Annotated in this window: 21 protein-coding genes and 1 riboswitch; of the genes, 11 read left to right on the forward strand and 10 right to left on the reverse strand. The window is 67.0% G+C overall.

Annotation, left to right across the window (positions count from 1 at the left end):
- Positions 1-21: 21 nt before the first annotated feature.
- A complete protein-coding gene (locus A9A59_RS08480; protein WP_098503859.1) occupies positions 22-1,116 on the forward strand; it encodes a glycosyltransferase in 1,095 nt (364 codons plus the stop codon).
- Between the two features lie 25 nt (positions 1,117-1,141).
- Complete coding sequence (locus tag A9A59_RS08485; protein WP_165772598.1) at positions 1,142-2,449, forward strand: MATE family efflux transporter; 1,308 nt, start codon at positions 1,142-1,144, stop codon at positions 2,447-2,449.
- Here A9A59_RS08485 and A9A59_RS08490 read toward each other — a convergent pair.
- The 3 genes from A9A59_RS08490 to A9A59_RS08500 form a co-directional block, all read right to left on the reverse strand.
- Positions 2,446-3,984, reverse strand: coding sequence for an MptA/MptB family glycosyltransferase (locus A9A59_RS08490; protein ID WP_098503861.1), 1,539 nt, complete (start codon positions 3,982-3,984; stop codon positions 2,446-2,448). The two genes, A9A59_RS08485 and A9A59_RS08490, sit on opposite strands and share 4 nt — an antisense overlap.
- On the reverse strand, positions 3,959-5,191 hold the full coding sequence (locus tag A9A59_RS08495) for a glycosyltransferase (RefSeq protein ID WP_165772599.1): 1,233 nt from the start codon (positions 5,189-5,191) through the stop codon (positions 3,959-3,961). Before A9A59_RS08495 ends, A9A59_RS08490 begins: the two co-directional genes overlap by 26 nt.
- 121 nt (positions 5,192-5,312) lie before the next feature.
- The gene (locus A9A59_RS08500; RefSeq protein WP_098503863.1) at positions 5,313-6,473 is read right to left on the reverse strand and encodes an acyl-CoA dehydrogenase family protein; all 1,161 of its coding nucleotides are present in this window, start codon (positions 6,471-6,473) and stop codon (positions 5,313-5,315) included.
- A gap of 301 nt (positions 6,474-6,774) precedes the next feature.
- Here A9A59_RS08500 and A9A59_RS08505 point away from each other — a divergent pair, with 301 nt between their 5' ends.
- Positions 6,775-7,533 carry an MBL fold metallo-hydrolase gene (locus tag A9A59_RS08505; protein WP_165772600.1) on the forward strand — a complete coding sequence of 253 codons (759 nt, stop codon included), beginning with the start codon at positions 6,775-6,777 and terminating at the stop codon, positions 7,531-7,533.
- A complete protein-coding gene (locus A9A59_RS08510) occupies positions 7,530-9,980 on the forward strand; it encodes an AMP-binding protein (RefSeq protein WP_098503865.1) in 2,451 nt (816 codons plus the stop codon). The genes A9A59_RS08505 and A9A59_RS08510 overlap by 4 nt, the downstream gene beginning before the upstream one ends.
- A 10-nt stretch (positions 9,981-9,990) precedes the next feature.
- Here the strand turns inward: A9A59_RS08510 and A9A59_RS08515 are convergent, their stop codons facing one another.
- The 5 genes from A9A59_RS08515 to A9A59_RS08535 form a co-directional block, all read right to left on the reverse strand.
- Positions 9,991-10,272, reverse strand: coding sequence for a ubiquitin-like small modifier protein 1 (locus A9A59_RS08515; RefSeq protein ID WP_098503866.1), 282 nt, complete (start codon positions 10,270-10,272; stop codon positions 9,991-9,993).
- A gap of 72 nt (positions 10,273-10,344) precedes the next feature.
- On the reverse strand, positions 10,345-10,587 hold the full coding sequence (locus A9A59_RS08520) for an NIL domain-containing protein (protein WP_098503867.1): 243 nt from the start codon (positions 10,585-10,587) through the stop codon (positions 10,345-10,347).
- On the reverse strand, positions 10,587-11,831 hold the full coding sequence (thrC, locus tag A9A59_RS08525; protein WP_098503868.1) for a threonine synthase: 1,245 nt from the start codon (positions 11,829-11,831) through the stop codon (positions 10,587-10,589). Before thrC ends, A9A59_RS08520 begins: the two co-directional genes overlap by 1 nt.
- A 187-nt stretch (positions 11,832-12,018) precedes the next feature.
- A riboswitch (SAM riboswitch) is annotated at positions 12,019-12,130 on the reverse strand.
- Positions 12,131-12,198: 68 nt separating this feature from the next.
- Positions 12,199-13,401, reverse strand: coding sequence for a hypothetical protein (locus tag A9A59_RS08530; RefSeq protein ID WP_098503869.1), 1,203 nt, complete (start codon positions 13,399-13,401; stop codon positions 12,199-12,201).
- A 166-nt stretch (positions 13,402-13,567) separates the two neighbouring features.
- Positions 13,568-14,356 (reverse strand): enoyl-CoA hydratase/isomerase family protein, encoded by a 789-nt coding sequence (locus A9A59_RS08535; protein WP_165772601.1) that lies wholly within the window; start codon positions 14,354-14,356, stop codon positions 13,568-13,570.
- A gap of 56 nt (positions 14,357-14,412) precedes the next feature.
- Between A9A59_RS08535 and A9A59_RS08540 the strand changes: the two genes are divergently transcribed.
- From A9A59_RS08540 to A9A59_RS08570, 7 genes are all read left to right on the forward strand, one after another.
- Positions 14,413-14,919, forward strand: coding sequence for a ribonuclease FAU-1 family protein (locus A9A59_RS08540; protein WP_098503871.1), 507 nt, complete (start codon positions 14,413-14,415; stop codon positions 14,917-14,919).
- Positions 14,920-14,928: 9 nt separating this feature from the next.
- Positions 14,929-15,153: a hypothetical protein gene (locus A9A59_RS08545; protein WP_098503872.1), complete on the forward strand. Its 225-nt coding sequence runs from the start codon at positions 14,929-14,931 to the stop codon at positions 15,151-15,153.
- A gap of 68 nt (positions 15,154-15,221) precedes the next feature.
- On the forward strand, positions 15,222-15,842 hold the full coding sequence (gene coaE, locus A9A59_RS08550; RefSeq protein ID WP_165772602.1) for a dephospho-CoA kinase: 621 nt from the start codon (positions 15,222-15,224) through the stop codon (positions 15,840-15,842).
- 3 nt (positions 15,843-15,845) lie between these two features.
- Positions 15,846-16,733, forward strand: a complete 888-nt coding sequence (locus tag A9A59_RS08555) for a CbbQ/NirQ/NorQ/GpvN family protein (protein WP_278286847.1) — start codon at positions 15,846-15,848, stop codon at positions 16,731-16,733.
- An 8-nt stretch (positions 16,734-16,741) separates the two neighbouring features.
- On the forward strand, positions 16,742-17,353 hold the full coding sequence (locus tag A9A59_RS08560) for a metallophosphoesterase family protein (RefSeq protein WP_165772603.1): 612 nt from the start codon (positions 16,742-16,744) through the stop codon (positions 17,351-17,353).
- Positions 17,354-17,435: 82 nt separating this feature from the next.
- A complete protein-coding gene (locus tag A9A59_RS08565) occupies positions 17,436-20,672 on the forward strand; it encodes a nitric oxide reductase activation protein NorD (RefSeq protein ID WP_098503875.1) in 3,237 nt (1,078 codons plus the stop codon).
- 2 nt (positions 20,673-20,674) lie between these two features.
- On the forward strand, positions 20,675-21,298 hold the full coding sequence (locus A9A59_RS08570) for a histidine phosphatase family protein (protein ID WP_098503876.1): 624 nt from the start codon (positions 20,675-20,677) through the stop codon (positions 21,296-21,298).
- Between the two features lie 4 nt (positions 21,299-21,302).
- Here A9A59_RS08570 and A9A59_RS08575 read toward each other — a convergent pair whose 3' ends face one another.
- Positions 21,303-21,635, reverse strand: coding sequence for an alkylmercury lyase (locus A9A59_RS08575; RefSeq protein ID WP_098503877.1), 333 nt, complete (start codon positions 21,633-21,635; stop codon positions 21,303-21,305).
- Positions 21,619-23,022 (reverse strand): replication-associated recombination protein A, encoded by a 1,404-nt coding sequence (locus A9A59_RS08580; protein WP_098503878.1) that lies wholly within the window; start codon positions 23,020-23,022, stop codon positions 21,619-21,621. The genes A9A59_RS08575 and A9A59_RS08580 overlap by 17 nt, the downstream gene beginning before the upstream one ends.
- Between the last annotated feature and the right edge of the window lie 2 nt (positions 23,023-23,024).

Here is a 23,024-nt window from a genome sequence, read left to right on the forward strand (position 1 = left end):
CCGATCGTACGATTCAACGCCGTGCGCGTCCTGATCCTTGAGCCGTACCCGGGATGGCGGTGGGTCAGCATTCACCGCTTCGCGGAGACCACGGCGACAATCCTCAGAGACTTCGGCGTGGACGTGACCCGGGCCAGGGCGCCGTGGTGGGGGTGGTATGTTTTGCGCCATCCGTCCGCCGCGGGATGGCGGAGAGCGTCGGCTGTTCGGGCAGCCATGGCCGGCGGCATCGACAGCGTCCTCATCGCCGACGTGGCGCTGGCGCACCATGCGCCGCTCTTCCGCCGCACCCGCGTGGTGGTGGCAGTGCACGGGCTCCTCGCTCTTGACCCCGAGCGGTACTGGGCTGGCCGGCTCGAGCGGGTGACGAAACCACTCGCCCTGAAGGTGCCGTTTTCCCGGCTGCGGGCCGCCGATGCCCTGCTGGCGGTCTCCGGCTCCGTCGCCCGGGATGTCCGGGACCGACTCTCTGTACCCCCGGCCCGGACCCGCATTGTGCCGAACGCTCTGCCAGGAGGTCTCATACGAATGCCTCGGGAGGTGGCTGAGGAGACCCTGGCTCGCAATGGGCATCCGCTCCCGGGCGGTGCCCGTGTGCTCTCAGTGGGACACACCGTCGGCTACAAGAATCTTCCGCTGCTGATCGACGCAATGTCCGAGCCCCGGATGCGCGGCGCCGTCCTCGTGCGGGTTGGCGAGCGGTTCAACCGTCAGCTCAGACAAAAAGCCCGAGCGCTCATTGCTGAAGGCCGCCTGGTTGAGCTGGGTCCCCTCTCGGGTGAGTGCCTGTCGGCCGCCTACTCCGCGTGCGACGTCCTGGCCCAGCCGAGCGTGGCGGAAGGCTTCGGCTATCCCGTCATTGAAGCTCAAGCCTGTGGCCTGCCGGTGGTGTGCAGCGATGGTGGGGCGCTCCCCGAAATCGCAGGAGATGGTGCCATCGTCATCTCTCTTGCTTCCGCCGACCCGGCGGCAGAATTTGCCCGGGCGCTGGCGCGAGTACTGGGTGAGTCCGGATTGGCGGAACGGCTGCGGCTCGCGGGCTGCCGCAACGTCGAGCGATTCGCCCCGTCGTCGGTCGGTCCACAGCTCATCGAGGCTCTCTCCCCCGTGGCGTAAGGCCGGCCGGCGCTACCATGCCGGCGTGGGCATCGCCGCCGGCAGCCTGGTCGCGCTCATCTTTCGCTTCGGGTCCACCTTTCTCTGGGCGGTCATCGGGGTCCTGACGGCCCGCACGCTTACGGTCGAGGACCGCGGCGCCTATGCCTCGGCCGTCGTCTTCACCTCGGCTGTCGGCGGAATTACAAGCCTCGGCGCGGCCACGGGCTATTTCGTCGCCAACCGGAAGCGCGACCCGGCCGAGGTCGCGGGCAACGCGCTCCTGCTGGCCCTGCTGGCTTCGGCCGTCTCTGCGCTATGCGGCGTGGCCGTGTGGCTGCTCGTGCCGGGGGAAATCGGGCGGCTCGCGCTGCTCGCCGGGCTGCTCCTGCCGCCGAACATCGTCCGCAATAGCCTGAACGGCGTCGTCCTCGGGGAGGGGCGACTCCTGCGGTTCAACCTCCTGGCGAACCTGCCAGTGGCTGCCGGGTTTGTCCTGCTCACGCTGGTGCTCCTTGTGTGGTCAAACCGCACCGCCGAGGCCGCGCTCGCAGCATGGACACTGGCCCAGTACGTTGGGCTGGCTCCGTTTGTGCTCCAGGGCAGGGACTGGCTGACCTGGCCGCTGCACCGTCGTCCGCGGCGCGACCTCATCGTTGGCATGCTGCGATTTACGGCAGTGAGCGGTCTCGCGGGGGTAGTGGGCCTGCTCAACTACCGTATCGACCTGCTCCTCGTTGTCTCACTCGATAGCCGCGAAGCGGCCGGTATCTACGCCTCCGCCATCGCCGGCGCTGAGGCGCTTTGGCTGTTCTCTTCGTCGATCGCGATGGCCTCATTTGCGCGGGTGGGGGCGGAATCCCGCGAGGAGGCAGCACGGATTACCGCGGCCGGGGTGCGTCACACGGGCCTCATCGTGACAGCCGGGGCGGCCGCGCTCGCGCTGGTGGCGCCCTGGGCCGTGGTGTTCCTCTTTGGGCCCGACTACCGAGCAGCTGCGCTCCCGCTGCGCATCCTGTGCATCGGCACGCTGCTTTACGCTCCCCAGTCGCTGCTGAACAACTACTTCGCCAACCAGCTCGGACGCCCGGGCATTGCCCTTTTGCTCGGACTCATTGCGCTCGCCATCAGCGTCGGGGCTGGCCTGATCCTCATCCCCGCATATGGATTCGTCGGGGCCGCGTGGGCGACAACACTGAGCTACCTCGTCTCCGGCTTCGCAGCAATCGGTCTCTTCATTTGGCTGGCGCCGGTCCGCTGGTCCGACCTCTGGCGGCTGCGGCGCGACGACCTTGCCCGGTATCCCCGGCTCGCGCGTGACCTTGCCATTCGCGCCCGGCGCGTCGGCAGTTAGCGGCTGGATGCCCGGGCGGCCCGCCGGCGGGCGGTGCGGTCGGTTCGCTTGCGCGGGCTGAAGCGGGGTCCCGGCCTCGTACGGGCGTCCGAAGCTTGCGTCGTGCCCCCGCCCAGGCGTGTGCCGAGCCAGGTTGCGACGATCGTCAGGGTCCAGGCCAGCACGACCGACCAGCGGACCGGCTCCGGAACGTTCCACGCCCGGTTGATGGAGATCTGCCAGTTCAGCGCCAGGATGGGGAGGAAGGCGGCTGCGCTCCAGCTCGCGGCCCACCAGAGCTGCCAGCGGCTCGCGCCGATCGCCGCGAACGGCAGAAACCAGACCAGGTACCACGGCAGATACCCCGGCGACGCAGCGAAGAGGAACAGTCCCACGACAAGCGCGACCGCGCAGGCAAGGTCCCGGCCCGTCTGCAGGGGGTGTACCGCTGCTACGGCAGCAAGGATGGCCAGGGCGATGACGTAGCCGAACAAGACCAGGCGGTCGTTCCCGAGCTCCCCGAGTGAGAACAACCCCGAGACCACGCCCCACGGATTCGTCGGGGCCACCGCAGTGGCCGGACCGAGTGTCCCATTGCGCACTGGTGCAAAATCAAATGCGTAGGCCGCCAGCAGCAGCAGCCCCAGCCCGGCGGCGGCCGCGACGACCGCCTTCCGCCAGCGGGGAAACCAGTACGCCGCGAGCAGCGGAGCGACCAGCAGCAGGGCGTATTTGCAGAGCACCGATGCGATGCCGGCAGCAACTGCTCCGGCCCGGTGGCGCCAGCCGGGTTCGATCGCAAGGCCGAGTGCCACGACGCCGAAGAATGCCATCAGCGTGTCGTTATGGCCGTCGCCAGGGTATTGCCAGAGCATCATCGGGTTGAGCCCGATGAACCCGGCGGTGAAAGCGGCGTTCCCTCCCAGCCGTCGTGCAACCATGGCCGCGGTGATGGCCGTCGCCAGGAGAAACACGCCGGCGACGACCTTTTGGCCGAGGAGATTGGCCCGGAATCCATCGCCGACGAACGGGAGCGGCGCACCTCCGATGACGTACGCGAGCGGGCCGTAGCCGCTTGGGCTGTCGCGGTAGACCCGCACTTCGTTCGCGACCGGGTCATCGACCTTCGAAGGGGTGCCGCCGAAGTCGGCCGGCCACTTGCCGTGCAGCCAGAACGTCCGCACGTCCGCAGCGAGGTGCACGGCGTCCGGGGAGGTGAGCGGCATCGCCGGGAGCATCGCCGCGCTGCACAGGACGATCCCGCCGATGGTGGCCGGGAGCGCATAGCGGAACCCCTGCGCCAGCGCCCAGAGCGCCGCGGCGTACCCGACGAACATCAGGACGATCAGCACGAACGTGTCGATCAGGTCCGGGATGCCGCCGCGCAGGACCCGCGAGATACCGGCCCGCGCCACGACGTCGATGTCGTTTGCCAGGCTCACCCGCGTCGCGATACCGAAAAACAGCACAGTCGCCAGCAGCAGAACGCCCCCGGCGAACACGCCGGCTGTCCAGCTGAGCCCCAGCAGGTTATCGTCCGGGCGCGCGTTGGCCATCGGAAACCTCCGCCGGGGTCCGCCGGGTTGGATCCCACGCCTGCACCCGGGCGGTTGCCAGGGCCCAGATGCCGATGGGGAACCAGAGCAGGCTGAGCACGCCGTGCCGCAACGCGAGTTCGACGCCGCGGCGGTTTAGTGTGAGCAGGCGCTCCCGGACGGCGATGATGCCGGGCACCAGCCATTCCGCAGCCGTTACCGGGAGGGCGATGGCCATCGGCAGTGCGCCTGCCCGGCGCGTAAGCGCATGGAGAGCCACCATGCTTGCGCCGAGCCGGGTGAGCATCCGGGTCGGGACGAGCAGGTAGGCCGCCAGGTCGAGCGCGCGCAGGTCGCCCCGCGCCGCGCGCAGGGCAAGGGCCGGCCAGTACCGCGCAACCACGAGGAGGTGGCCGCGAACCCACCGCAGCCGTTGCCGGACGGAGGTACGGAGGTCGCGTGCCTCTCCGACGGCGACGCGGGCATCGGAGACATACGTGACGGGAACGCCGCGCAGCGCCAGCCGGGCCGTCAGCTCGAGGTCCTCAGTCAGGGTCGTCACCTTCGGAAGCTCTTCCCGCAGGAGCTCGGGCCGGATGAACCAACCGCAGCCGCTGATTGTGGTTCCGAGGCCAAGGGCCTCACGCGGCTGCCACCAGAAGAGGTTGCGGGCTTTGCGGCCGAACCCGTACCCCTCCGCCGTCCACTCCGGGTCGCCGATGGGAACGGTTTCGACCTGGAGGCAATCGGTCCCGGGCCCGCGCCCGGCGATCGCGCGCAGGAGGCCCGGTTCAGCCCGCGCATCCGCGTCGAAGATGCCGATGAAGTCGTAGCCGTCACCGATACGCTCCAGCGCGGCCCGGATGGCCAGCGCCTTCCCGGGGACCGCCGAGTGCACGTCAATCACCTCCGCGCCACTGGCCCGCGCGATCTCAGCCGTCCGATCGGTGCAATTGTGCGCCGCAACAAAGACGTCGCGCAGTTCGGAGGGATACTCCTGTCCGAGCAGGTCCCCCACGACGCGTCCTACGACGCGTTCCTCGTCGCGGGCGCACACGACCAGGGCGAAACGCGGACGCCAGCCGGGCGGCGGCTCGGCCGGCGCCGCTGCCGTTTTCCGCTTCAGGTACCCGGCCAGGGTCACAGCCGACTGGTATGCCGATACCGCGAGGGCCAGGGATTCGGCCGTCCTCCACGCGACGGTTGCCAGCGTACGCAGCCTGCCCACCACCCGCCATTATGCGTATTCGTCCAGTCCCGTCGACCGTCAGCACAGTGTGCCGCCCAATGAGCACGGCCCCGGGGAAGCCTTTCCCCGGCGCCGTGGGATGGCTCGAACAGCGCCGAAATTAGCCGCGCGGCAGGCCGAGACCCCGAGTGGCGATGATATTCTTCTGCACCTCCGTGGTGCCGCCGGCAATCGTCGCGGAAACCGCCTGCATGTAGCCCATCGATGCGCGGTTTCGGATGTTGCCGTACATCCCGTAAAGGTGCATGGAGAGGTTCGCGATGCGCTGGCTGAGCTCGCTGGTGAAGAGCTTGCACATGCTCGCCTCGTAGTTCGGGATCTTCCCCGCGGCCTGCATCGAGACAACGCGGTAGCTCAGCATCTTCGCGACCTCAGCCTCAATCCAGCGGTCGGCGAACTCGCGCCGCACGCTGTCGCTGTGGAACTTCGCCTCCTTGCCCTGCTTCGCCTGGCGCATCAGCCCCTCGAGCTGCTTGCGGATACCCACAGCAGACCCGATGGACGAGCGTTCGAAGTCCAGCGTGGTGGTGCCGACGTACCAGCCGCGGTTCTCTTCGCCGACACGGTTCTTGACGGGCACGCGCACGTCTTCGAAGAACACCTCGTTGAACGTCTGGGTGCCGGCAAGGGTCGTCAGGGGCCGCACGGTGATGCCGGGCGACTTCATGTCCACCAGCAGGTAGGTGATGCCGCGGTGCTTGGGCGCGTCCGGGTCGGTGCGCACCAGCATGTACATCCAGTCCGCGAACTGGGCGCCCGTCGTCCAGATTTTCTGGCCATTAATGACATAATCATCGCCATCGCGGACGGCGCGGGTTTGCAGGCTGGCGAGGTCGGAGCCGGCCCCGGGTTCGCTGTAGCCCTGGCACCAGATCACCTCGCCCCGCAGGATTTTGCCGAGGTGCTCTTCCTTCTGCTCCTCGGTGCCATGCTCGATGAGGGTCGGCCCGATCATCATCACGCCGAAGCCGCCGACGTTGGCGGGCAGCCCGGCCTCGGCGAACTCCTCGTTCATGATGAACTGCTCGACGACACTCATGTCAGCACCGCCGTACTTCTTCGGCCAGGCGGGTGCGATCCAGCCCTTGGCTGCCAGCTTGTCGCGCCATTCCTTAATGGCGCCCATCCGCGCGAAGAGGCCGCCTTCTCCGCCACCCTCGCTGCCGGCGCGGAGGGCAGCAGGCGCCTCCTTCTCGATGAACTCGCGGACTTCCTTGCGCCATGCCGCTTCGCGTTCGTTATCGCCGAGATTGATGGCCATACGTCTTCCTTTGCTGCTGTCGTGTCTCCCGGAAGGGGAGTTCCGTTTCCCGATTGTGGATGACAGGTCCCCGGCCCGCAAGCGAACGCCGTTCGAATTCTGTGAGCGCGCTCTCGATAGCTTCCTCGAGAAACTTCAATGGACGCCCGCTTCCCGGCTCGCGACGCTCGTGATAACCTTCACATTGTCCCACCCGGGTGCGGTGGCCGGAATTGGTTCTGTCCCTTCTCCTACTGCTCTGCTTCCATCTGCCCTCCGGCCGGCCACCGCACCGCCCCTCCCTCTGCTATCCTTCCGGCGCATGACCAAACCAGCCCTCAATCGTCGTCCCGCGTGGCAGGAGCTCAGGCCTCTGCCCTTTCGCCCCTGCATAGAGGTCGTTCCCGGGCTTTACCAGGTTCGGACCCGGGCATCCCGCGCGTACCTGGTCGTCGATGCGGGCATCACCGTCATTGATACCGGCGCCCCGGGGTCGGGGGAGCGTATTCTCGAAGCCGTCCGCGACATCGGCCGTTCGCCCGAAGACATCCGCGACATCATCATCACCCACGCGCACATCGACCATGTCGGCGGCCTCCCTGAACTCCAGCGGTGGGTGCCGGCGCGCACCGGGATTCACCTGGCTGAGGCGCGCGACGTCGAAAGCGACGAACCCCTGCCAAATCCGTTCGCGCACGCCCTGCTTGCGCGGATTTGTGAACCGTATCTGTTGCGGGTCGATCCGGGCCCCGCGCGCATCGACGTCTACCTCCGTGATGGCGACGAATTCCCGGCGCTTGGCGGGATGCGCATCATCCACGTCCCCGGTCACACGCCGGGCTCCATCGCCCTTCACTTCCCCGAGCGCGGTGTGCTGATTGTTGGCGATGCTATGCAGTATCGATTCGGCAGGCTCATGCCCCCGCACCGCCTGTTCACCCGTGATATGGCCCAGGCTACCGCCTCCATCCGCAGGCTGGCGGAGCTGGATTTCGACACCCTCTGTTTCAGCCATTTCCGGCCCATCGTCCGTGACGCCGACCTGAAGGTGCGCGAGTTCGCGCGCTCCTTGCCTGCATGAACACGCTCGTCGAGCTGCTCGAAGCTTCGGCAGCGCGCTACCCCGACCGCGTGGCGCTGACGATGCGGGCCGGCGTGCGCGCCACGCGGTACACCTACGCCGAGCTGCTGCGACGCTCGCACGCCTGGGCCCGCCTGCTGGCCAGCCGCGGAGTGAGCAAGGGGGACCGGGTCATCGCCTGGGCCCCGAACCAGCCCGAGTGGGTCGCCGCGATGTTCGGCACGTTCATCGCCGGCGGCGTGCTGGTGCCGCTCGATGTGCGCAGCTCGCCGGAGTTCGTTGCCCGCGTTGTGGCAAGGGTTGAGCCGAAGGCAGCTTTCGCCGGACGAAGCCAGGCCGAGGAACTTGCCCGGCTCGAGGTGCCGGCCCTCGTTCTCGAGGGCGTGCGCCCGCCGCTCGATGGGCCGTTCCTTGGCCCTCCGCTGTCGGGAGCCGACCTGGCAGAAGTCATCTTCACCTCCGGCACCACCGGCGACCCGAAGGGCGTGATGCTGACCCACCGGAACATTGTCGCCAATGTCGAATCCGGCCTGTCGGTCATCGATATCGGCCCGGGGACGCGCATGCTGTCGCTGCTTCCGCTGAGCCATATGTTCGAACAGACTGCCGGCTGCTTCGCGCCCATCGCAGCCGGCGCCGCCGTCTGTTACCCGGCGAGCCGGCAGCCCGCATCCCTGAGCCGCGTCATGCAGGAAGGGAAGCCGACCGTGATTATCGGCGTGCCGCAGGTGCTCAGCCTGCTGATGGCCGGCATCGAGCGGGAGGCGGCGGCCCACGGCCGCCTGGGCCTCCTCCGGATGATGCGCCGCATTTCCCAGCCGCTCCCTGCGCGCGGGCGGAGGCTCGTCTTCCACCCTGTTCTTTCGCGGTTCGGTGGTGCGCTGGACTTCGTCGCCAGCGGGGGCGCCCCCCTCGACCCCGAGGTCCAGCTCAAGTGGGAAGCGATGGGCATCGCCGTCGTGGAGGGGTACGGAACGACCGAGTGCGCACCCATCGTCACCATCAACCCGCGCGAAGACCGGCGCGTGGGGAGCGTCGGGCGACCGCTGCCGGGCCAGCAGGTGCGTATCGCCGATGACGGCGAGGTCCTGACGCGCGGGGAGAATGTCTTCATCGGCTACTGGCAGGCGCCCGAGGCGACCGCAGCGGCGTTCGATGGCGACTGGTACCGCACCGGTGACCTTGGCTACCTGCAGGATGGCTACCTCTACCTCAAGGGCCGGAAGAAGGACCTCATCGTCCTCGCCGACGGACAAAATGTGTACCCGGAGGATATCGAAGCGGTCCTCCGGCGGCAGCCAGGCGTAACCGACGCAGTCGTCCTCGGGCTCGCCGTCGATGGGCAGGTTCGTCTTCACGCCGTCATTGCGGAGGCCGCGCCAGGGTCAGCTGCGGAAGCAGTCCGGCGCGCGAACCAGCAGCTCGATGCGCGCCAGCAGATCCTCGGCTGGAGCACCTGGCCGGAGCCGGATTTCCCGCGGACACACACGCTGAAGGTGCGCCGGCCGCTGGTCGAGGCGTACCTCCGCGAACACCAGCCGCCGCCGGCACCCCCGCAGCAGGAGGTTGCCGACCCGCTTCTCCGCATCATCGCGGCGCTCCGCCGCACCGACGCACCGCTCGACGATGCGACGAACCTTGGGGCAGACCTCGGGCTCGATTCACTGGCCCGGGTCGAGCTGCTCTCTGCTGTTGAAGACGAGCTGGGCGTCTACGTGGACGATGCCGACGTCGGCCCGCAGACTACCATCGGTGAGCTTCGGCGCATGGTAGCCAAAGGCGAACGGAAGGTGCGCATCCGAAAGTTCCCCACCTGGCCGCGCTGGCGCACGGTCCAGTGGCTTCGGCACGCCCTCCTCTCCTTTTTTGTGTTCCCGCTCCTCCGTATTGGCTACAGCGTGGAGGTGCGCGGCCGGGAGCGGTTCGCGACCGTTCAGCAGCCCTGTCTCATCATCGCCAACCACAACATGCACCTCGACCAGGCGATGCTCCTGCGGAGCATGCCCCCCGGCTTCCGGCGCCGGGTGGCGATCGCAGCCGCGGCCAGCGACATCTTCGGAAACCGGTTGCGCGGCTTTTTCGCCAGTCTGCTGGGGAACGCCTTCCCGTTCGCCAAAGAGGGGTCCGGCGTCCGCGAGAGCCTGGAATACGTCGCGAAGATGCTTGGCGAGGGGTGGAACGTGCTGATCTTCCCCGAGGGGAAGCTGACCGTCATCGGTCCAATGCAGCCCTTCAAGTCGGGCACGGGCTTGCTCGCGGTCGAGACCGGCGTCCCGGTTTTGCCGATGCGGATCGATGTGCTCCGGCCGGGCTTCTACGAAGGGAAGTGGCTGCCCCACCCGCGGGCGCGGGTGCGCGTCAGCATCGGCGAGCCGATCCGGTTCGAACCCGGGACCTCGTACCAGGAGGCAACGCGGCGGCTGGAAGAAGCGGTCCGGAACGCCTGAGGCGCTGGCCTCAGGACGCGCCGCCGGCGACCGCGGGCACGATGCTCACCTCGTCCCCGTCCTTGAGGGCCGTCTGGAGCCCGTCCAGGAACCGGACGTCGTCGCCGTTAACATAAATGTTGACGAACCGCCGAATCTGCCCGGCTTCGTCGACCATCCGCTCCTTGATGCCCGGGTAGGCACTCTCGAGGTTGTCGACGAGCAGCGCGAGGGTCGCTCCTTCCGCCGTCACCGTCGGCTGATTCCCGGTGAGCGGTCGGAGCGGCTGGGGAATGCGGACATGAATCGGCACGGTCTGTTCCTTCCTTGCGTCTTCGGAAATTGATCACATGCGGCATAGTGATTGCAACGCGGAGGGGCCTGCTTAACCCTCGACCACATCGCCCGTCACCGGGTCGACCCGGACCCCGCGCTCCTGGGCCCAGGCGATGCTGCGTTCGATCTCATCCGGTTCACCCTCGAGCTCGAGCACAACCCACCCCGTTTTCTCGTCAACGTCGGCCATCCGGACGTTGGTGATGACCTGGAACTCGTGGCCGAGGCGGTAGATGATCGGCTCCCGGATGAGGTTTTCGGGAAAGGTAAACCGGACACGTTTGACGGCCATCAGGCGACTCCCTGTGCCAAACGGGCACCGTAGGCAGCTTCGAAGCTCTCAATCGTGGCGTCAATCTCGAGCGGCGGGTTGAGCGCCTCGGCCACTGCTTCGACCGTCTTGAACCCGGCGCCCGTGATGAACGCCACGGTGAGCTCGTCAGGGTGAATTCTGCCCTGTTCGGCCAGCTGCTTCAGCGAGGCGATGGTGACGCCGCCTGCCGTCTCGGCGAAGATCCCTTCCGTTTCGGCCAGCAGCTTCATCCCGGCAACGATCTCGTCGTCGGTCACGCTCCCGCAGGCGCCGCCCGTCTCCTTGAGCTGCACGAGGCTGTAATAGCCGTCGGCCGGGTTGCCGATTGCGAGCGATTTGGCGATCGTGTTCGGCCGCTGCGGACGGAAGTTCATCGAACCTTCCTGCCACGCGGTCGCGACCGGCGAGCAGCCGGCAGCCTGTGCCCCGCTCATCCGCGTCTTCGGCTCATCGATGAGTCCGGTCTTCCAGAGCTCCTGGAGCCCCTTACGAATCTTCACGAAGAGCGAACCGCTCGCAATCGGTACGACGCAATGGTCGGGGGCCCGCCAGCCGAGCTGTTCGGCAACCTCGAAGCCGAGCGTCTTCGAGCCTTCCGAGTAGTACGGGCGGACATTCACATTGACGAACGCCCAGTTGTACGAGCCGGCCAGCTCGGCGCAGAGGCGGTTCACCGCATCGTAGTTGCCGCGCACCTTCACCAGCGTCGGCCCGTAGATGCTCGAACCGAGCACCTTCCCCAGTTCGAGGTCGTGCGGAATGAACACGACAGCCTCCATCCCGGCTGCAGCGGCGTGCGCGCTCACGCTGTTCGCAAGGTTGCCCGTGCTGGCGCAGGCCAGCTTGTCGTACCCCAGCTCCCTGGCGCGGCTGGCTGCGACCGCCACCACGCGGTCCTTGAACGACCAGGTCGGGTTGACCGTGTCGTTCTTGATGTACAGGTGGTTCAATCCCAGCGCCTTGCCCAGGTTCTTCGCCCGAATGAGCGGAGTAAATCCGGCCCCGATATCGATGGCAGCATCCGGGTCGCACGGCAGGTAGTCCCGGTAGCGCCACAGTGAGGCCGGCCCGCGCTCGATCCGGTCCCGGGAAACCGACTTCCGAATGGCGTCGTAGTCGTACGTAACCTCAACCGGCCCGAAGCAGAAGTCGCACACGTGTCGCGCTTCGAGCGCGTACTCACGGTGACACTCGCGACAACGGAGATTTTTGGCAAAGCTCATGCTCTTCCTCCCTGAGCGGTGGGCCCGCAGCAGCCCCGGCGCGGCTGCGCAGTGCTCGGCGGGCAACGGCGTCGACGGTACGGGAGGCCCCTCCTCGTGAGGGGCTAGAGCATGACCATTCGGCCCAGGAACTCAACCATCTCGGCATCTCCTCGTTCCGCGTGGGCCGTGTTTCGGAGCGAAGTCGCTCTCATCTTTCCCCCAGGGAGAACCCGGGAGGCCGGACTTGGCACCTTACCCATCCGGGCAGGTTGCCGGGGTTTCATCGGGCCGGTCCCTCAACCCCATCTCGATACGAGCGGCCACGTTCGCGGGATTTCTACCAATGCTAGCACGACGGCGTGCTAACGCGACAACCAGTTATGCCTCAGGTTACCGGCTCCAGGCCCAAAGCGCGGATGACCTCGACCAGGTCAGCGATGTCAAACACCCGGCCGAGCAGGTCATCGAGCTGGCGCAGGTCGAATGGGTCTCCCGCGCCAATCCCCGCTGCGGTTGCGAGCACGGTCATGTATGCAGCCGCCAGCGGTTCCGTCGGCGACTCGAGGGTCGTGACCGTCGGGTACGCCTGCGCGACAAATTCCGCGAATGAGCGCTGCGGGGCGTTCGTGTCGGGGAGAACTTTCATGACTCCCGGAGAGCGGAGCACGCCGATCGACTCGGGCCACACACCTCCACTGTTGATGAAGGCGAGAGCATCAATCCGCAGCTCTCTGGCGAGCCGGGTACGCTCCCTGACCAGTGATGGGTCGGCCGCGAGGAGCTGTAGATACAGGAGGGTGTCGAAGGCCGTCGCAGCCACTTCTTCGACTTTGCTGTCGAAACGGTCGCAGTGCACGGCCTCATGCGCGAGGAGCGGCATGAGGAGCTCGATCCGCTCGTCACGCAGGCCCGGGTCGACCGATAGAACCCGGGCGCCGTTGCCCGCGTAGGTCACCCGGGCGAGCAGCCGCTCGCTCCCCGGCGGAGGGCGAAAGTCGATCGACGCTGCCGGGAGCCCGGTACAGTTCTGTGCTGTCAGGAGATCGGCGAGGGCAGGTTCGGCGAATGTGCCGACAAGCCCGGCGAGCGCAGCCCGGAGTTTCGGGGACGGCACGACCGCAGCCGGGATTGCGTCATAGATCGCGAGGGCTTCGACGATACTCGCCGCAGCCATCCCCCGCTGCCGGAGGTGGCGCTCGAGCTCGAGCCGCATCATGGCGGGGTCATCGGCGGCCGGGTCCGGCGGGCGCGGTGATGGCGGGTCGAAGAACGCTGGGTCCGCCGGCGTGAGCGCGGCGGATGCCAGCAGCGCGATGACTGGCTCGAGTCCACCGGTCACCTCAGCATCAATGGTCCCGGCGGCGCCCGGAGCGAACGCCCGCCGCGAAATCCGCAGCGTGCTCCCCCTCGTCACAAGTGCGTCGACCTCGAGCACTACCTGTCGCCGGTCGGCCGGGCTCCGTTCGGCATGCCTGACCAGCACACGCTTCGTGCTGCCGTCGGCCTGCAGCACATCAACCTCGAAATGGGATGCGAGCGGGATCCGGGACTCGGCGGGGACCGCCGGGCCATCGAATGTGACGGTCACGGCGGTTCGTGTGGTTGCCAGGCCATCCTCTCGCACGCGCTCAGCGGTTACGGAGACAACCCCGGGGATGGTAGGCGCCGCACGTTCCTCCCTGCACCCCGACAACAGGACAAGCAGGACCCATCCGCTCAACCCGAGAAGCAGGCGAGCGCGAGTCCCGCCCATATCAGCGGCCCCGGTAGTTCGGTTTTCGCTTCTCGGCGAAGGCGCGCGGCCCTTCCTTTGCATCCTCGGTGGCCATGAGGCGTGTCAACAGCAGCTCTTCGAACGCGAGACCGTGGTCGAGCGGCATATCGAGCCCCCGCCGGATTGCCTCCTTCGCCGCCCGGACGGCGAGCGGGCCGCGCTCGCAGATGACGCCCGCGATCTGAAGGGCGCGGTCCATCAGCTCGTCCTTCGGCACGATGTGGGAAACGAGACCGATGCGGAGCGCGGTTTCGGCGTCGATCTGTTCTCCCGTCAGGATCATGTAGTTTGCCCACGCCGCCGGGATCGCCCGCGGCAGTCGCTGTGTGCCTCCAGCGCCCGGCATAATCGCCCACCGCACTTCCGGGAGGCCGAACCGGGCATCCGGTGTGCAGATGCGGATATCGCAGGCGAGGGCGAGTTCGAGGCCGCCCGCAAGGCAGTAGCCGTGAATGGCGGCGATGATCGGCTTGTCAATCGTCATCCGCCGGGTGAAGCCCCCGAAGGGCACCGGTTTCCCGCCCTCAAACTGGTTCTCTCCGCGTGCAGTCGCGACGAGGTCCATCCCCGTGGAAAACGCCTTCTCCCCGGCACCGGTCAGGATTGCTACCCGGAGCGCATCGTCATCCCGGAAGTCGCACCAGGCGCGGTACATCTCGCTCGAGGTCTGCGCATCGATGGCGTTCAGGGCCTGCTCGCGATTGATGGTGATGAGCGCAATCGCATCACGTTTTTCATAACGGATGTTCGAGAAGCCGGGCTCAGACATCATCGGGCTCCTGCAGGTCTTCGGCGGCAGAATACTCCGCGGGAGTCGCCCTTGCGATGGATGTCTACCTCGAAGTAAAGCTGAAGCCCGGCGGTGAGCGCCGCGAATACCCGACCCGGCTCGTGCACCTCGGCCGCGGCTTCGTCATCGTGCGATTCGAGATGCAACGCGGAGGCGGTCCGCCCGATATCCCGGTTTCCGTGCCGCCCGGCTCCGTCTCTCTCGGCTATTTCTGGGCGCGCCGGCCCTACAACCTCTACCGCTGGCGCGACCCGAGCGGCCGGCTGATCGCGCACCGCTTCGACGCTGTGGCCGACGTCGCCATCGCACCGGAAAGCGTCACCTACCGCGACCTCGTGCTCGACTGGTGGGTGCTCCCCGGAGACGTGCTCCTGGAGGAGGACCGGGAGGAGTTCGAAGCGCTCGCCGGTGCCGGCCTGCTTTCGGCGAAGGACCTGGCTGCCGCGCGCGCCGCCGACCGCGAGGTCCACGCCCGCTATCGCCACATCATCGACGAGGCTGCCCGGCTCGAGGCCCGCTACGCCCGCGCCCGCAAGGCGTAGAATGCACCCATGCCCCGCCTGCTCCGGCCCTACGTCAACGCCTTCCTCCTTGGCTTCATCGCGACCTTCATCGCCTTCCTCTTTGTGCGATTCAACGCGTCCGATGTGATGCTCGGCGTGGTCATCGGGGCCGTGGGCGGCGCCCTGGCGCTTGTGGGGTACGGGTACCTGAACCGGAAGTTCGGGACCCCTGAGGTGCTATACGACAAAGACGGGAACCCGGTCCGCCGATAACGTTTCGTTTGTGAGCCCCTTACCGTCGCGGTAGACTGGTAGTTCAGACATCGCAGCCGGAGTCCCTCGTGCACGTAATCGGGCTGACGGGCGGCATCGCCAGCGGCAAGTCAACCGTGACCAGTTTCTTCCGTGAACGCGGCATCCCTGTCATCGATGCCGACATCCTCGGTCACCGCACCTATGACCCGGGCACCGAAACCTACCAGAAGGTTGTCGAAACGTTCGGCCAGGACGTGGTTGCCGCCGACGGGACGATCGACCGGAAGGTGCTGGGGAGCAAGGTATTCGGCCGGCCCGAGGAGCTGAAAAAGCTCACCGATATCGTCTGGCCCGGCATCCGACGGCTTGCCAGCGAGCAGCTCGCCGAGTTCGAGGCCGCGGGAAACGAACTTGTTGTCCTCGAGGCGGCGGTGCTCCTGGAGGCGGGCTGGGAAGACCTGGTCGACGAGATTTGGGTCGTCGTGGTCGACCCGGAAATCGCGGTCCAGCGCTTGGCCGCCCGCAACGGACTTGACCCTGATGCCGCGCGCGCCCGCATCGCCTCGCAGCTTACGAACGAAGAGCGCATTGCCCGGGGTGACGTCATCATCGAAAACAACGGCACGCTGGACGAGCTGAACGCGCGCATCCAGCAGGCTTGGGATTCACTTCAGGAACGGCTGCGGGCAGCAGCCGGGAGGAATTAGCCAGTGGCTGACAACGGGTCTGTCCAGGGAGCAACCATCTACGCCGTCGAGGAGTACACCGTACAGGAGGAACCCTACTACCTCCCGATCGGCGACGAAGTCCAGCTGTTCGAAACCGCCTACCGGCAGCGCATCCCGGTACTGTTGAAGGGCCCGACCGGTGCCGGCAAGACCCGCTTCGTTGAATACATGGCCTACCGGCTGGGTCGCCCCATGATGAAAATCTCTTCCCGTACCGGCGAGGAAGTTGAGCACCGGATGCCCCTTATTACCGTCGCCTGCCACGAAGACCTCACCGCCAGCGACCTGGTGGGACGGTATCTTCTCGACACCGACGGCACCCGCTGGGTCGACGGTCCGCTCACCCGAGCGGTCAAGGTCGGCGCAATCTGCTACCTCGACGAGGTGGTCGAAGCGCGCAAGGACACCACCGTCCTCATCCATCCGCTCACCGACTACCGCCGCCTCCTCCCGATCGAGAAGCTCGGCCAGGTGATCGAGGCGGCCGAGGGCTTCCTGCTGGTGATCAGCTACAACCCCGGCTACCAGAGCGCGCTCAAGGACTTGAAGCACTCGACGCGGCAGCGCTTCATCGCGATCGAATTCAACTACCCGCCGCGCGACGCCGAAGCAAAAATCATCGCGCGCGAGTCAGGCTGCGATGAGCGCACCGCGATGGACCTCGCCCGCCTTGGCGAAAAGGTGCGAAACCTGAAGGAGCACGGGCTCGGCGAGGGTGTGAGCACCCGTCTGCTGGTCTACGCAGGCCGCCTCATTGCGCAGGGCATCGCCCCTCGGCGCGCCTGCCAGGTCGCCATCACCTGGGCCCTCACCGACGACTCCGAAGTGCAGCGCTCCATCGAAGAGGTGGTGACGAGCATCTTCGAGTAGGGGCAGCTGTGCGCCTCGGCATCGTCTCCGATATCCACTGCAACATCCAGGGCCTCGAACGGGCGCTTGAGCTGATGGCACCGTTCGACCAGCTCTGGTGTGCCGGGGACAGCGTTTTCCAGTTCCGCTGGTCGAACGAAGTGGTCGCCCGGCTCCGTGAGCTGGATGCCGTGGTCGTGCTCGGCAATCACGAAGAGACCCTGCTCGGCCCCGATGGCCAGCGCGCGCTCTCCAGCCCAAAGGTCGACCAGGACCTGGTGGCCTGGCTCCGGCAGCAGCCGTACCGGGTCGAGCGGATGGTCGACGGCAAGAAGGTCATGATGACCCACGGTTCCCCGTGGGAGCCCTGGAAGGACTACCACTACCCGCACGAACCGATCTGGGCGCGAGCAGCCGAGCTGCCTTGTGACGTGCTCATCGTGGGCCACACCCATTACAAGATGGCACTCCGCGTGGGGGACGTTCTGGTGATTAACCCCGGCTCGGCCGGGGACCCGCGGGACCACCGCAACGACTTCCAGCTCTCCTGCGCGACCTGGGACACGACAACCGGGGAAGTCGTCTTCTACGATTACCCTGACCCGACCCGCAATTTCGTCCGGCATTCGGGGGAGCAGTGACCCGCACCTTCTCCGCATTTGCTCCATCCCCCGCCGACTCAGCGCATCGCCACGGCAAGGAGGTCGTCGCCGAAGCCAGCCTATGTCCATCGTGACCGAACTCCTCGCCCGCCACCAGGAACGCCTTTCCGGCTTCCCCGCGCCGCTCCAGCAGCAGTTCGAAGCCGGCCTCCGTGCCTTGGCCGGCCGGCTTAGCCCCTCACAGCTCCAGGCCTGGGCCGAGACCGGCATGGAGCTCACCGCCCTCAGCCTCCGCAGCTGGGAAGCCGCTGTCGAGTACTTCAAGGCCGGCACGGCCTATCCCGAGTTGGCGACCTGGGATGCGATCGAGACCGTCGGCCGCGACGCGCTGCAGATGGCGGCCGAATCGGCGCCGCTGGCCGTGTCGTTCCTTCGCGCTGCCCCGGCTGCCATGCAGGCGATTGGTCCCGGCCACATGCACGCCTGGGCCGAGCTCGGCCGGCGGCTGTACAAGGGCAACTGGAAGAGCTCCTCCCTCGCTGCCCAGTTTTACGAAGTCGCGCCCGAGCTCTTCCGCATCATCCGCATGGGCCAGGCCTCCCGGCTGGTCATCTTCATCGATGAGCTGGCCCGGCACAGTTACGAGCTGGCGAGCGCCTGCCTTGCCTCGGCACCGGCGGTGCTCGCCCGGCTGGAAGAGGACGACCGGCTCCCGTTCATCACGTTCGCGACCGAGCTGGCCCAGAGCTCGTGGGCCGACTCGCGCCTCTATTTCGACCGCGGCGTTCCGCTCCTCGAAAAGATCCACGCCCCCCTCCGGGAACGGTTCCTGCTGCTTGCAGCCCAGGCAGCCCGGGGCCACCAGCGCTCGGTCTTCCAGTACTTCGAGGATGCCGCCAACGCGCTCGGAGAGCTCGAACCGACGGACCATCAGCAGATCATCATGCTCGCCGAGCAGCTCGCCCCGTACTCGCCGTTCGCCGCGATGGACTTCATCACCGTCATGCCGACTGTCCTCCAGCGGATCCGCATTGACGAGCTCGAAGCCTGGCAGCAGGCCGGGCTGCGCGTCCTCCAGGTCAGCCAGGAAGGCGGAGAGGCGTACTTCCGCCTCCAGTCGACCCGCGCCGAGGAGATCCTCGAAAACCTGTCCTCACGCGTTGAGCTGTCGCGAGTCGGCGAGGTGCTGCGTCTCTACTGCAAGGCGCTTACCGGCCGGAATGTGAGCATCCAGACAGCCGAAGCTCTTGCCGAAAAAGGCATCGGCTGGGTCGACGAGCACCGGGCAAGCACCGATGGGTCAACAATCTTCCTGCCTGAGCTCATGGAGCGGTTCCCCGCGAAGGAAGACAACTTCGCCGCCATGAAGGTCTTTGCCACCCACCAGGCGGCCCACATCGAGTTTGGGAGCTTCGCCTTCGAGTTCCGGCGGCCGGGCAACGTCTTCCCGCTCCGTCGCGTCGCCTTCGCGCGCGAGCGCGAGCGGCCGGCGACGACTGACATGGAAGAGTTCTTCGACCTCTTCCCGGACCGTCAGCTGGCAAGCGACCTCTTTACCATCGCGGAAGATGCCCGCATCGATGCGCGGGTGAAGCACGAATACGGCGGCATCCGGCGGCAGCTGGTGCGCATGCAGGCCGAAGAACTCGAGCGGCGCCCCCAGATTGAACTGATGCCGCTGCGCAACGCCTTTGTCGAGAACCTCGTCCGCGCCAGCCTCGACGGCCTCCACCGGGTGCGGTGGCCGCGTGAGCGCGCGGATGAAATGAGCCGTGCCCTGGGCATCCTCCGCGCCGTGCAGCAGCCAGCGGCGACCGTGGAGGACGCCGCGGAGGCGGCCCTTGCGCTGTACGAAATCGCCATCTCCATCCCGAACATCCGCGATGACCTCGATCCCGCTGACTGGGACTCCGTCGAGCCGATGGAGGCCGGGCAGGCGATGCCGATGGAGGCTGCCGGGGAGGAGGGTGGACAGGGCACACAGGCGCAGCTCGGCGGCAGCGGCGAGGGCGACGAGGAGTACGAGAGCCCGCAGGAGATCGACTTCCGGGGCGACTTCAAGCCGGAGCTCGTTGACCTGCTGATGAAGCTCCGGGAAAACGCCCAGGGTGGGCAGGCGGGCCAGCAGCAGACCATGCCGCTGACCCCGGAACAGCTCGCCGAGCTGCTTGCGAAGAGCGTCGAGATCGACCTCAACGCAATGGACGAAGGCGACCTCGACGCCTCCACCGGCATGTTCCTCTCGAATTTGATGAAGGAGGCCGGGACCCCGGCTTCGGAAAAGGGTGAACAGGGAGGCCAGCCGACCAGCGACCAGTCGACGGGCGAGAGCCCGGGAGAAGAGCCGCTCAAGCCGGTGGTCACTGTCTACTACTACGATGAGTGGGACTTCCGGGCCCAGGATTACAAGCCACGCTGGTGCGCCGTCAAAGAGGCCAAACTCGAGGAAGGCGACGAAGGCTTCTACGAAAAGGCCCTGCGCGAGCACGCCGGGCTCGTCGCCCAGACCCGCAAGCAGTTCGAGCTGATGAAGCCGGAGATGTTCCGGAAAATCAAGCGCCTCCCGGATGGCGAGGACTTCGACCTCGACTCAGCAATCGAATGGATGGTCGAAAAGCGCGCCGGCGCAAACCCGACAGAAAAGATCTACTGGCGCCGCAACAAAATCGAGCGCGACGTCGCCGTCGCGTTCCTCATCGACATGTCCGCCAGCACTGACGAGGAAATCAACAAGCGCGACAAGCAGTTCGACGATGACGACTATGACGACCCCCGGAAGTATCTGAGCTGGTGGGTATCGAAACGTCGTCAGGAGCTTACGTCACCGCCGAAGCGTATCATCGACCTTGAGAAGGAGTCGACCGTTCTCCTGATGACTGCACTGGAGACGATTGGCGACCAGTACGGTATTTACGGTTTCTCCGGTTACGGACGCGATAACGTCGAATTTTTCGTCATTAAGGACTTCGACGAGACGCTCGACCAGAAAATCAAGAACCGGCTTGACAAGGTCGTCCCGATTCGCTCGACACGAATGGGGCCGGCAATCCGCCACGCAACCTACAAACTCCTCCAGACCGACGCGAAGGTCAAAATCCTCTTCCTGCTTAGCGATGGCCGGCCCCAGGACCACGGCTACGGGCGCGACCGAACCGAGAAGGAATACGCCATCCACGACACCAAGCAGGCCCTGAATGAGGCCAAGCGCGAAGGCATCACCCCCTTCGCCCTCACCGTCGACCGTGCTGGCCATGACTACCTGAAGACCATGTGTGAAGACATGGGGTACGAGGTGGTCGCAGACATCGAGTCGCTGCCCAGCCGTCTGCCTGCGCTCTACCGCCGGCTGACGGAGTAGCGATGCGCCTGTTTCTCGTTCGCCATGGCGAATCGGAGGGGAATGCGCGCCGGGTTTTCCAGGGCCGGCTCGACTACGGCCTCACACCCCGTGGCGAGCTGCAGGCCCGCAGCCTGGCAGCGAGGCTGTCCGGCATGGAAGTCGTCCACTTTGCGACCAGTCCCCAGCGCCGGGCGCGCCTGACGGCCGAGATCCTCGGCTCGACCCTCGGCCGCACCGCCGTTCCGCTGCCGGAGCTTTCAGAGTACGACATCGGCGAGCCTTCCGGGCTGACTATTGCCGAGGTCCGGGAGCGGTACCCGGGCATCCTCGAGGCGCAGCGGCGAGGGGAGCGCGTTGAGTTCCCCGGCGAGGAAGGGCGGAACCGGTTCCAGGCGCGCGTGCGCCGCGCGCTCGACTTCCTGACGCGGTTCGACGGTGACGTCGTCGCGGTGACCCATGGGGGCATCGTCTCCGCCGCCTGCCATATCGTGACCGGCGTCGACCCGGTGCGGCGCGGTGTCTTTCACGTCGGCAACTGCTCGCTGACTGTCATCGAGCGGGACCGCACAGGGCGGCTGGTCCTCACCCGGCACAACGACGCCTGCCATCTCGATGGGCTCGTCACAGCCTTCGATACCGGCTAACCAGCTACCGGCCTGCGCGCGTCTGCGCTTCGAGAATTGCGTTGGCGATGAGCCGTGCATGGGGGTAGGGCTTCCACCCCTGCGGCGTGTTGTAGTAGCGCGTGCCGCTCTGGTACTCGTCCGGCTCCCGTTCGCCGTACTCGACGTCGATGCCGTTGACGCGGATTGAGGGTGAACCGAGGAATCGCTTCGCCCGCGCATCCTCCATCCCGTCAACTTCGATGTACGTCACCTCAATGGACGGGTCGGTCGCCTCAAGCGCGAGGCGGAGCGCCTCTTCCGCTTCGGGGCTGCGCCCGGTTGCTTTCGAGTACAGGAACTCAATCTTCACGGTCATCTGGCGTCGATTCGGCTCCTTCCGGGAGTGGTGCGTCGGCTTGCGGAAGCCCGGCGAGCAGGTTGCGCCATCGCTCGGACGCGGTCGCTTCCCACCCGGCTGCTCCCGGCTGGTAATACTCCCTGCCGGCGAGCCGTTCGGGCAAATGCGCCTGTCCGCGGGCAACGTGGCCCGGCTCGTCGTGGTCGTACCGGTAGCCTGCGCCGTAGCCGAACGCTGCCATCAGCCCCGTTGCGGCATTGCGCAGGTGCAGCGGGACCGGTTCGCCCGCGGTCGCGCGGGCATCCTCGAGGGCCCGGCCGAGAGCGGCGTAGGCGCTGTTGCTCTTCGGGGCGAGGGCGAGGTAGACCGCGCATTCCGCCATCGGGATCGCGCCCTCGGGCATGCCCACGAAGTGAACGGCCTGCTGGCAGGCGGTGGCAACAACCAGCGCCTGCGGATCGGCGAGCCCGATGTCCTCTGCCGCGAGGATGACCATGCGGCGAACGATGAAAAGCGGGTCCTCGCCCGCTTCGATCATCCGGGCCAGCCAGTAGAGCGCCGCGTGCGGGTCGCTCCCCCGCACGGACTTGATGAACGCTGAGATCGTGTCGTAGTGGGCGTCGCCCTGCCGGTCGTGGTACGGCCGCCGGTCCTGCAGCGCCCCGGTGATGTCCCCGGCGTCAATCGTTGCGCTCCTGCGCGCAAGCGCCAGGTCGGCAGCAACCTCCAGCGCAGTCAGCGCCGCGCGGGCATCGCCATGCACGCTCCGCGCGAGCAGCGCCCGTGCTTGCGGGTCGAGAGCGAGGCCGAGTTTGCCGAGCCCGCGCTCCTGGTCGCTCAGTGCCCGGTCGACCAGGCTGCCGATGGCGTCCTCGCTGAGCGGCTGCAGCCGGACCACGCGAACCCGGCTCAGCAGCGGGGCAACCACTTCGAACGACGGGTTCTCGGTGGTCGCACCGATGAGCGTGATGGTCCCCTCTTCCACGTGCGGAAGCACCACATCCTGCTGCGCGCGGTTGAAGCGGTGGATTTCATCGATGAAGATGACCGTCCGCCGCCCGGCGCGGCGGGCGCGCTCGGCGTCGCCGATGATCCGCCGAAGGTCGGCCACGCCGGAGGTCACTGCAGAGAGCGGAACAAACGCGGCATCGACGGAGCTGGCCAGGAGCCGGGCAATCGTCGTCTTCCCGCAGCCGGGCGGCCCCCAGAGGATCACGGACGGCAACCTGCCGCGGCGGGTCAGCTCGCGGAGCATCGACCCCGGCCCGACTGCAGCATCCTGCCCGAATACATCGTCGAGCGTCCGGGGCCGCATCCGCGCAGCCAGCGGGGCATCGGCCCCTCCCGCGACGGTCGGCTCGTCGCTGCCGAAATCAAAGCCGGATTGCAGCGGCGGGCGCTCCATGG

Origin of the sequence: Tepidiforma thermophila (genome assembly GCF_002563855.1) — a bacterium.
Lineage (GTDB): Bacteria > Chloroflexota > Dehalococcoidia > Tepidiformales > Tepidiformaceae > Tepidiforma > Tepidiforma thermophila.